Origin of the sequence: Aquabacterium sp. (genome assembly GCF_035476535.1) — a bacterium.
Classification (GTDB): Bacteria; Pseudomonadota; Gammaproteobacteria; order Burkholderiales; family Burkholderiaceae_C; genus Pseudaquabacterium.
Map to the genome: position 1 here is coordinate 1 of NZ_DATILJ010000328.1, position 9,588 is coordinate 9,588.

The 9,588-nt window shown below is 66.8% G+C and carries 6 protein-coding genes and 1 pseudogene; 2 read left to right on the forward strand and 5 right to left on the reverse strand.

Going from position 1 to position 9,588, the window contains the following annotated elements:
* The 4 genes from VLK61_RS31305 to VLK61_RS31320 all read right to left on the reverse strand — a co-directional run.
* On the reverse strand, positions 1-1,689 hold a 1,689-nt coding region (locus tag VLK61_RS31305; protein ID WP_325427517.1), incomplete at its 3' end, for a PQQ-dependent methanol/ethanol family dehydrogenase.
* Positions 1,690-1,700: 11 nt separating this feature from the next.
* A complete protein-coding gene (locus tag VLK61_RS31310) occupies positions 1,701-3,221 on the reverse strand; it encodes an aldehyde dehydrogenase family protein (RefSeq protein ID WP_325427519.1) in 1,521 nt (506 codons plus the stop codon).
* Positions 3,222-3,457: 236 nt separating this feature from the next.
* The gene (locus tag VLK61_RS31315) at positions 3,458-4,198 is read right to left on the reverse strand and encodes a DUF4198 domain-containing protein (protein ID WP_325427521.1); all 741 of its coding nucleotides are present in this window, start codon (positions 4,196-4,198) and stop codon (positions 3,458-3,460) included.
* Positions 4,199-4,246: 48 nt separating this feature from the next.
* Complete coding sequence (locus VLK61_RS31320) at positions 4,247-5,446, reverse strand: M20 aminoacylase family protein (protein ID WP_325427523.1); 1,200 nt, start codon at positions 5,444-5,446, stop codon at positions 4,247-4,249.
* A 466-nt stretch (positions 5,447-5,912) separates the two neighbouring features.
* On the opposite strand from VLK61_RS31320, the gene VLK61_RS31325 reads away from it, so the two are divergent.
* Both VLK61_RS31325 and VLK61_RS31330 read left to right on the forward strand, forming a co-directional pair.
* Positions 5,913-8,051 (forward strand): TonB-dependent siderophore receptor, encoded by a 2,139-nt coding sequence (locus tag VLK61_RS31325; protein WP_325427527.1) that lies wholly within the window; start codon positions 5,913-5,915, stop codon positions 8,049-8,051.
* An 18-nt stretch (positions 8,052-8,069) separates the two neighbouring features.
* Positions 8,070-9,284 carry a DUF1624 domain-containing protein gene (locus VLK61_RS31330; RefSeq protein WP_325427525.1) on the forward strand — a complete coding sequence of 405 codons (1,215 nt, stop codon included), beginning with the start codon at positions 8,070-8,072 and terminating at the stop codon, positions 9,282-9,284.
* Between the two features lie 13 nt (positions 9,285-9,297).
* On the opposite strand, the pseudogene VLK61_RS31335 reads toward VLK61_RS31330, so the two are convergent.
* Positions 9,298-9,588: pseudogene (locus VLK61_RS31335) on the reverse strand (porin); the annotation flags it as partial.

The following is a 9,588-nucleotide window of genomic DNA, read 5'->3' on the forward strand; positions in this document are numbered from 1 at the left end:
GCTGACCTTCTTGGCCACTTCGCCACCCCACAGCGGCACGGCGCCGCCCCAGCCGGAGACCACGCTGACGTACTGCTCGCCGCCCTGGTTCCAGGTGATGGGCGGGGCCACCACGCCGGAGCCGGTCTGGAACTGCCACACCACCTTGCCGGTCTTGGCGTCCGCGGCTTTCAGGTAGCCCTCGGGCGTGCCCCAGAACACCAGGTTGCCGCCGGTGGTCAGCACGCCGCCCCACAGCGGCGCGTTGTTCTTCACTTCCCAGACGATCTTGCCGGTCTTCGGGTCCACGGCGCGCAGCGCGCCGATGTAGTCGTCGTCCAGCGTCTTGATGGTGAAGCCGGCGCCGAGGTAGGCCGCGCCCTTCTTGTAGGTGACGGGCTCGTTCCAGATCTCCATGCCCCACTCATTGGCCGGCACGTAGAACAGCTTGGTGTCCGGGCTGTAGGCCATCGGCATCTGGTTCTTGCCGCCCAGGAAGCTGGGCGCCGAGAAGATCGACGTGCCCTTCTTGCCGTCGCCTGCCGTCGGGTCGCCGGGCCGGTTCGCGTCGATGAAGTTCGGCTTGCCGGTCTTCAGGTCGATGCTGCTGGCCCAGGTGATCTTGTTGACGAACGGAAAGGCATTGAGCAGCTTGCCGGTGCTCGCGTCGTTGACGTAGAAGAAGCCGTTGCGATCGGCCTTGCCGCCGACGCGCTTGCCGTCCATGTCGAAGGTGACGAACTCGTTGACACCGTCGAAGTCCCAGCCGTCGTTGGGCGTGTTCTGGTAGTGCCACTTGATCTGGCCTGTCTTGATGTCGATGGCCACGGTGGAGCACGAGAACAGGTTGTCGCCCTTGCGCAGGTGGCTGTTCCAGGGCGCCGGGTTGCCGGTGCCGAAGTAGGCCAGGCCGGTCTTGGCATCGTAGGTGCCGCCCAGCCAGGTGGCCGCGCCGCCGGTCTTCCACAGGTCGCCCGGCCAGCTCTGGTTGGTGGTGCCGGAGATGCCATTTTCCTTGGGGTTGCCATCGGGGTCGTAGGTGTAGCCCATGTGGCCTTCCACCGTGGGCCGCGTCCAGACCAGCTGCCCGGTCTTGGCGCTGCGCGCCTCGACCCGGCCGACCACGCCGAACTCGCCGCCCGAGACGCCAGTGAGCACCAAGCCATTGGCGATGATGGGCGCGGCGGTGGCCGAATAACCCGCTTTGTAATCGTCGATTTTCTCCTTCCAGACCACGTTGCCGCTGTCCTGGTCCAGCGCAACGAGCTGTGCATCCAGCGTGGCGAAGATCACCAGCTTGTCGTACAGCGCCGCGCCGCGGTTGACCACATCGCAGCAGGGCATGATGCCCTCGGGCAGGCGGTGCTCGTACTTCCACAGCTTCTTGCCGGTGGCCGCATCCAGCGCGAACAGCCGCGAATACGACGCGGTGACGAACATCTTGCCGTTGTGGATCACCGGCTGCGATTCCTGGCCGCGCTGCTTCTCGCCGCCGAACGAGAAGGCCCAGGCCGGCACCAGCTGGGCCACGGTGCTGGTATTGACCTGCTTCAGCGGCGAGTAGCGCTGGCCTTGCGTGTTCACGCCCCAGGTCAGCACGTTGCCGGTGCTGGTGGCCTCGGCTTCGATCATCTGGTCGGTGACCACGGCGTGGGCTGCGGTGCAGGCCAGCGCCGCGGCGCAAAAGAGACTGGTGAGCTTCGCTTGCATGGCCGTGCTCCTCAGAAGAAGCCGAGCTTGTTCGGGTTGTAGCTGACCAGCAGGTTCTTGGTCTGCTGGTAGTGGTCGAGCATCATCTTGTGGGTTTCGCGGCCGATGCCCGATTCCTTGTAACCCCCAAAGGTGGCGTGTGCCGGGTAGGCGTGGTAGCAGTTGGTCCACACCCGGCCGGCCTTGATGGCACGGCCCATGCGGTACGCCGCGCTGCCGTCGCGCGTCCAGACGCCGGCGCCCAGGCCATACGGCGTGTCGTTGGCGATCTGCAGCGCTTCGGCCTCGGTCTTGAAGGTGGTCACCGCGAGCACCGGGCCGAAGATCTCTTCGCGGAAGATGCGCATGCTGTTGTTGCCCTTGAACAGCGTGGGCTGGATGTAGTAGCCGCCGGCCAGGTCGCCCGGCAGGTGGGCCCGGTCGCCGCCGATCAGCAGCTGCGCGCCTTCCTGCTTGCCGACCTCGAGGTAGGACATGATCTTGTCCATCTGCATCGCCGAGGCCTGCGCGCCCATCATCGTCTCGGTGTCGAGCGGGTTGCCCTGCTTGATGGCCTTGACGCGCTCCAGCGCGCGGGCCATGAACTTGTCGTAGATGTCTTCATGGATCAGTGCGCGCGACGGGCAGGTGCAGACCTCGCCCTGGTTGAACGCGAACAGCACCAGGCCTTCGATGGCCTTGTCGAACAGTGCATCGTCGGCATCGGCGATGTCCTTGAAGAAGATGTTCGGGCTCTTGCCGCCGAGTTCCAGCGTGGCTGGGATCAGGTTGGTCGCCGCGGCCTGCGCGATGACGCGGCCGGTGGCGGTGGAGCCGGTGAAGGCGATCTTGGCGATGCGCTTGCTCGATGCCAGCGGCATGCCGGCTTCGCGGCCGAGACCGTTGACGATGTTCAGCACGCCGGGCGGCAGCAGGTCGGCGATCAGTTCGGCCAGCACCATGATGCTGATCGGCGTCGATTCGGCCGGCTTCAGCACCACGCAGTTGCCGGCGCCGATGGCCGGTGCCAGCTTCCACGCCGCCATCAGGATCGGGAAGTTCCACGGGATGATCTGGCCGACCACGCCCAGCGGCTCGTGGAAGTGGTAGGCGATGGTGTTCTCGTCGATCTCGCTCAAGGCGCCTTCCTGCGCGCGCAGGCAGCCGGCGAAATAACGGAAATGATCCGCGGTGAGCGGGATGTCGGCATTCAGCGTTTCGCGGATCGGCTTGCCGTTGTCCACTGTCTCGGCGTAGGCGAGCAGTTCCAGGTTCTGCTCGATGCGGTCGGCAATCTTCAACAGCACGTTGGCGCGCTCTGCCGGCGCGGTGCGGCCCCAGGCGTCGGCCGCGGCATGCGCGGCGTCCAGCGCCAGCTCGATGTCCTCGGCACCCGAGCGTGCGGCGCGGGTGTAGGGCTTGCCGGTGATCGGCGTGATCACCTCGAAGTACTGGCCCTTGACCGGCGGCACGAACTTGCCGTTGATGAAGTTGTCGTACTGGGGCTTGAACGTGACTTTGGCACCAGCGGTGCCGGGCGCGGCGTAGAGCATGGACAGTCTCCTGAGGGTGATGGGAACAGCGGTGGAGCACCCCGGTCGGCAGACCCTTGCCGAACCGGTTCGATGCTTCAGAGCGCAATCGCCATGCCACGGGCCGCAGGGCCGAAAACAGGCTCAGATCTCAGGTCTAACCCGCGATTCGGGCGTCACCGTTGCTGCAGCGCGTGGTTGCGCGGGGTGCCGCGCTGGCACAGGTGTCACAGGATGGAGCAGCAACATCACGCGGCTCATTCCGGCGCGTGCGGCAAGACGAAGGACAAGGTCGCGAGGTGCTCGATCTTGTTGGCCTTGCTTGGATCATCGGGCGGGCCGTCGAAGCGCGCGGCGATGACGTTGAGCCCCTGGTTGCGCACGATGAGGGTCACGCTGCCGTCGGCCGCGCTCTTCACGCCTTCGTTGTCCGGATCGTTGACGTAGTCGTTCTGCACCACGGCGCCGGCGACGGGCCGGCCCTTGAACAGCACACGCAGCTTCAGCGGCTTGCCCAGCAGCACCGGCAAGGCCGCATCGACCGGCAAGAGCTGCAGCGTCTGCTCGGGCCAGGCCGGCAGCGGCGTGCTCAGCGGCCCGCGGATCATCACCGCGTACTTGATCGTCTTTTCGCTGGTGACGGCATTCGGCACTTCGTCCTTGCCCTTCTTGTGCCACTCGCCATCGGGTGTCTTGCTCCAGATGCCGTTGTCGAGCACGGCCGTCACCACCGTCGTGGCGCTGTCGCTGTCCACCAGCAGCAGCGGGCCGGCGACACGGAACTTCGTCGCCACCGGCTTCCAGGCGGCGTCGTAGCCCGTCACGCTCTTGATCAGCGGCAGGCGTTTCACCGCGTCGAGGTCGTCGGCACCCACGCCGTAGACCAGCGCCAGATGGTTCGCGCGCTGGGCGAACCAGATGCCGTGCGCCTGCGCGCCGGTGGATGCGGCCGCACCTGCCAGCAAGGCTGTGGCTGCGAAAAAGCTGCTCAGGTTCATCTGACACTCCGACAGGTTTGAATGAAGCTTGCGACTGTGCCGATGGCGTCAATCCGCAGCGCTGCCGGCGATCGGCAGCGCACGCTCGGCCAGCGCGCAGAACCAGGCCACGCCATGGCCCAGCACTGCGTCGTTGAAGTCATAACTCGGATGATGCAGGGGCGCATCGTGTTCATCGCGGCGCTGGCCTAGCCAGAGGTAGGCGCCGGGGCGCCGCTGCAGCATGAAGGCGAAGTCCTCCGACGTGAACGCCGGTGCCGGCGCCACGCTGGCGGCCAGGCCCACCGCATTTGCAGCCGCCAGGGCCATCTCCGACTCCGCTGCGCTGTTGACCGTGGCGGGGTAGTAACGCACATAGTCCACGTCGATCTGCGTGCCGCTGCCCAGCGCAACGCCTTGCGCCACCTGGCGCAGCGCCGCTTCCAGCGTGTCCTGCACGTCGGCGTCGAAGCTTCGCACCGTGCCCGTCAGTGTCACGCTGGCCGGCAGCACGTTGTGCGACTGGCCGCCTTCGATGCGGGTGATCGACAGCACCGCCGAACGGGTCGGGTCGATGCGGCGCGAGACCAGCGTGTGCAGCTGCGTCACCAGCTCGCCGGCGGCCAGGATGGCGTCGGGCGTGCGGTGCGGCTGGGCTGCATGGCCGCCCCGGCCGCGCACGCTGATGTCGAAGCGGTCGGCCGCGGCCATGATCGGCCCGGCGCGTGTCTGCGCACTGCCCAGGGCCAGATCCGGCCAGTTGTGCAGCGCGTAGACGGCGTCGCAAGGGAAACGCTCGAAGAGACCCTCCTGCACCATCGCGCGGGCGCCGCCGCGGCCTTCTTCAGCGGGCTGGAAGATGAGATTGACGGTGCCATTGAAGCGCCGCGTGCGGGCCAGGTGCCGCGCGGCGCCGAGCAGCATGCTGGTGTGCCCGTCATGACCGCAGCCATGGTGCACGCCGTGGGCCGTGCTGGTGTGCGCGACGCCGCTGGCCTCGACGATGGGCAGTGCATCCATGTCGGCGCGCAGGCCGATGCTGCCCTGCCCTGTGCCGTTGCGCAGCACGCCCACGACACCGGTGCCGCCGATGCCGGTGTGCACCTCCAGCCCGAGCTCGGTCAACGCACGGGCGACGATGCCGGCCGTGCGATGCTCGGCGAAAGCGAGTTCCGGGTGGGCATGCAGATCGTGGCGCAGGGCCACCAGATCGGGCAGCAGATCGGCGATGGCCGTTTGAGTGACCGTGTCCGGGAAGGAGGCTTGCATGCACCCAGCTTACGTTCAGCCACGGCGCAGAAATCACCATTGACAGCGGACGGGGCCACAGAGAATTGCGCAGATTCGCCGGTGCCGGCAGGTCGTGCTGCGCGCTCCCCACTCACGCCATTGGTGCTTGGGATTGCACCAGCGCCGACCGTCACGCACCACGGCGCGCCTTTCGGCATGCTTGCCCGCCGAGGCGCCGACATACCGCAGGACATTGCGGCGGCATCGATGACAACAGCAGGTTCTGCGTGAGCCCAGTCCAATAATTCCCCTGGGTCGCCATGCGACTTTGCCTCGCCACCACAACCTTCACTGTTCTTGCCGCCAGAGCCGCCAACGCGCAGGTTGAGCGTCCCTTTGCCTGCGGATACCTGCAGTTGCCTGCATTTGCCTGTTCCAGCCCGGCGCATCCGTCGCCGCGATCCCGGTTCCCTTGATGCCAACGACCCCGAGGAGTTTCACCGTGATGTTCCAACGACGCTTTGTTCTTGCCGCCGTGCCGGCCGCTGCTTGTCTGGTCTGCAGCGCTCCTGCCTGGGCGGTGGACCCGGCCCCGCCCGCCGCGGCGGCCAGTGCGCCCGGCAGCTCTGCGCTTCAGTCCGTGGAGGTCAAGGCCGCCAAACAGCCTTATCGCAACCTCTCGGCCGTCGGCGCCACCAAGACGGACACCTTGCTGAAGGATGTGCCGCAGAGCGTTCGTGTGATCACCGCCGACCTGCTGCAGGAAGCCGGCGTGACCAAGCTCGCCGACGCGCTGGAGCTCGGCAGCGGCATCGCCAAACAAAGCAACCTCGGTGGCCTGTGGGACAGCTACGCGATGCGCGGCTTCACTGGCGACCCGAACTTCGGCTCGGACTACATGGTCAACGGCTTCAACTACAGCCGCGGCTACAACGGTGTGCGCGATGCCGCCAACACCGCCACCGTCGAGGTGCTGAAGGGGCCCGCGTCCGCGCTGTATGGCCGCGGCGAGCCGGGCGGCACCGTCAACATCACCACCAAGAAGCCCTTGTTCCAGCCGGCGCAGTCCATCAGCCTGTCCGCCGGCAGCTACGGCACGTTCCGCACCACCGCCGATCTCACCGGTCCGATCAACGATCGCCTGGCCTATCGCCTGAACGCAGCGGTGGAAGACGGCGACAGCTTCCGCGACCATGTCAGCGCCAAGCGCTACCTGGTGTCGCCGTCGCTGATCTGGATCCTGTCGGAAGACACCACCGTGTCCTATGAACTGGAAGTGTCGAAGCAGCGCGCCACCTTCGATCGGGGCGTGGTGGCGGTGAATGGGGTGCTCGGGCTGGTGCCGCGTTCTCGCTTCTTCGGCGAGCCCGGCGACGGCCTGCACACCATCGAAACCACGGGCAACCAGGTCTTCGTGCAGCACCAGGTCAACGACGATTGGTCGGTGCAGGCCGGCTTCAGCTACCGGGACAGCTCGATCAACGGCATCGCCACCGAAGCGCGCTTCCTGCAAGCCGATGGCCGCACGCTGGTGCGCCAGCGCCGCACGCGCGACAACGCGGCCACCGATGTCTCCGGCCGGCTCGAACTGCTGGGCAAGCTGAAGACCGCCGGCATGGTGCACAACCTGCTGGTGGGCGTCGACGCCTACCGCTTCACCGACGAGCGGCGGCAGTTCCGCCTGGCCAGCGCGGGGGCTATCGACATCTACGAGCCGGTCTACGGCAGGGTCGGAACGCCCACGGCGCTGACCACAGACACGCGGGAAGAACAGCGTGCGCATGCCTTCTACGCCCAAGACCAGATCGACCTCGCGGCGCAGTGGAAGATGACGCTGGGCCTGCGCCACGACAGCTACGAGCAGTCGCTCGAGAACCACCTGCGCAGCACGGTGACTGCGCAATCGCTGAGCGCGACCACGCCGCGCATTGGCCTGGTCTTCCAGCCGAGCAAGACGGTGTCCTTGTACGCCACCGCGTCCAAGAGCTTCCGGCCCAACAGCGGCGTGAAAAGCGACTTCACGTCGTTTCCGGCCGAAGAGGGTAAGGCCTACGAAGTGGGCGCCAAGCTGGACTCGGCGGACTCGAAGATCACCAGCACGCTGGCGCTCTACAAGATCACCAAGAACAACGTGCTGACACCCGACCCGGCCGATCCCAACAACTTCTCGGTGGCGGCCGGCGAGGTCGAGAGCAAGGGCATCGAGTTCGACGTCTCGGGTGAAGTGCTGACTGGCTTGCGTCTGTCTGCTGCCTACGCCTTCACCGATGCACGCGTCACGCAGGACAACAACGCCTTCCTGGTCGGCCGGCAATCGGCCAACGTGCCGCGCCACAGCGCCAACCTGATGCTGGTGAAGTCCTTCGCGATCGCCGGCAACGCGGCCTCGTTCGGCGGCGGGCTGAACTACATCGGCGAGCGCGAGGGCGCCGTGGCCCCGCTGGTGACCGCCGACAATTTCAAGCTGCCGGCCTACACCAGCGTCAAGCTGGTGTCGTCCTATAACTTCAACAAGCAGCTGCAGCTCTCGCTCGATGTCGACAACCTCTTCGACAAGACCTTCTACACCAGCTCCTACAACCAGGTGTGGGTGTTTCCAGGCAGCGGCCGCAAGTTCACGTTGACGGCGCGCTACAAGTTCTGATCCGCCACGGGAGCCACCATGTCACTGACCCCGACCTTGAGCCCGGGCGCCAGCCGCGCGGCGCCCGCCAGCGCCGCGCGCGATGCGGCGTCGGTGCACAGCCGGCGCATCACCTCGATCGACGCGCTGCGCGGCCTGGTGATGGTGATCATGATGCTGGATCACGTGCGCGAAACGCTCTACCTGCACCTGCAGGTGAGCGATCCGATGGCGCTGCCCGGCACCTCGCCGGAAGTCTTCTTCTCGCGGCTCGCCGCGCACTTCTGCGCCCCGGTGTTCGTCTTCCTGACCGGCCTGGGCGCCTGGCTGTACGCCAACCCGCCCACCGGCACGCCGCGGCCGGTGCGGGGTTTCCTGCTCAAGCGCGGGCTGCTGCTGATCGCACTGGAACTGACGCTGGTGAACTTTGCCTGGAGCGGCACTTACCAGGTGCTGTACCTGCAGGTGATGTGGGCCATCGGCTTCAGCATGATCGTGCTGGCGCTGCTGTCGGGTTTGCCGCGTGCGCTGCTGGCGGCGCTGGGCCTGGTGATCGTGTGCGGCCACAACGCGCTGGCCGGCATCGTCGTGGCGCCGGACAGCGCCTGGTACGCGCCCTGGACACTGATGCTGCACCGCGGCTGGCTCGTGGCCGAGGGCGCGCTGCGCGTGCGCCTGACCTACCCGGCGCTGCCCTGGGTCGGTGTGATCCTGCTGGGCTATGCGTTTGCGCCGCTGTTCTCGGCCCGCTTCGATGCGCCGGCCCGGCGCCGCGTGCTGGTGGCCACCGGCCTGGCCTGCCTGGCGGCGCTGCTCCTGCTGCGCGGCTTCAACCTCTATGGCGAGAACCTGCCCTGGGTCCCTGGCAGCAGCGGCGTGCAGACGGCGATGTCCTGGCTCAATTTCACCAAGTACCCACCATCGCTCGACTTCCTGCTGCTCACTTTGGGTGTTGGGCTGCTGGTTCTCGCGGCGCTGGAGCGGGTCGACAACGCGGCGACCCGGGCGCTGTCGATCTTCGGCGGGGCACCGATGTTTTATTACCTGCTGCACCTGTACGTGCTGTTGCTGGGCTACAAGCTGCTGTTCGCGGTTTTCGGGCCCAACCAGGGCACCCGCTTCGGCGTCGATGCCGATGCGTTCTGGATCGTCTGGGTCGTCTGGCTGGGCATGGTGCCGCTGCTCTACATCCCGGTGAGCGCTTTCGCGCGCTTCAAGCGCCGGTCGACCCAGGCCTGGGTGCGCTACTTTTGAGCGGCGGGCGGCCTCAGAACCGGTGGCGCAAGCCCACCACCAGCCCTTGCTGGCTGCCCTTGACGCCCATGAACGCTGGCTTGGCGTAGCCGCCCGTGACTTTGTTGCGGTCGATCACCGCATAGACGTCGGTGCGGACTGAAAAGCGATAAGCCGCCGTGATCCAGCTCACCGTGCGTGCACCGTCCAAGGCTGCGCTGCCGCTCTGGTCGTCGCGGTAGTGCTCGGCACTCACCGTAACGAAGGGGTTGGCCTGCAGGTTGGCGCCCAGCGTCCAGGCCCGGTTCTTCTGCACGCTCACGGC

Bases quoted from the DNA above. Each gene is read 5' to 3' on its own strand.
- VLK61_RS31315 (WP_325427521.1), bottom strand. From the start codon at position 4,198: ATGAACCTGAGCAGCTTTTTCGCAGCCACAGCCTTGCTGGCAGGTGCG.
- VLK61_RS31320 (WP_325427523.1), bottom strand. From the start codon at position 5,446: ATGCAAGCCTCCTTCCCGGACACGGTCACTCAAACGGCCATCGCCGAT.
- VLK61_RS31330 (WP_325427525.1), top strand. From the start codon at position 8,070: ATGTCACTGACCCCGACCTTGAGCCCGGGCGCCAGCCGCGCGGCGCCC.
- VLK61_RS31325 (WP_325427527.1), top strand. From the start codon at position 5,913: ATGTTCCAACGACGCTTTGTTCTTGCCGCCGTGCCGGCCGCTGCTTGT.
- VLK61_RS31310 (WP_325427519.1), bottom strand. From the start codon at position 3,221: ATGCTCTACGCCGCGCCCGGCACCGCTGGTGCCAAAGTCACGTTCAAG.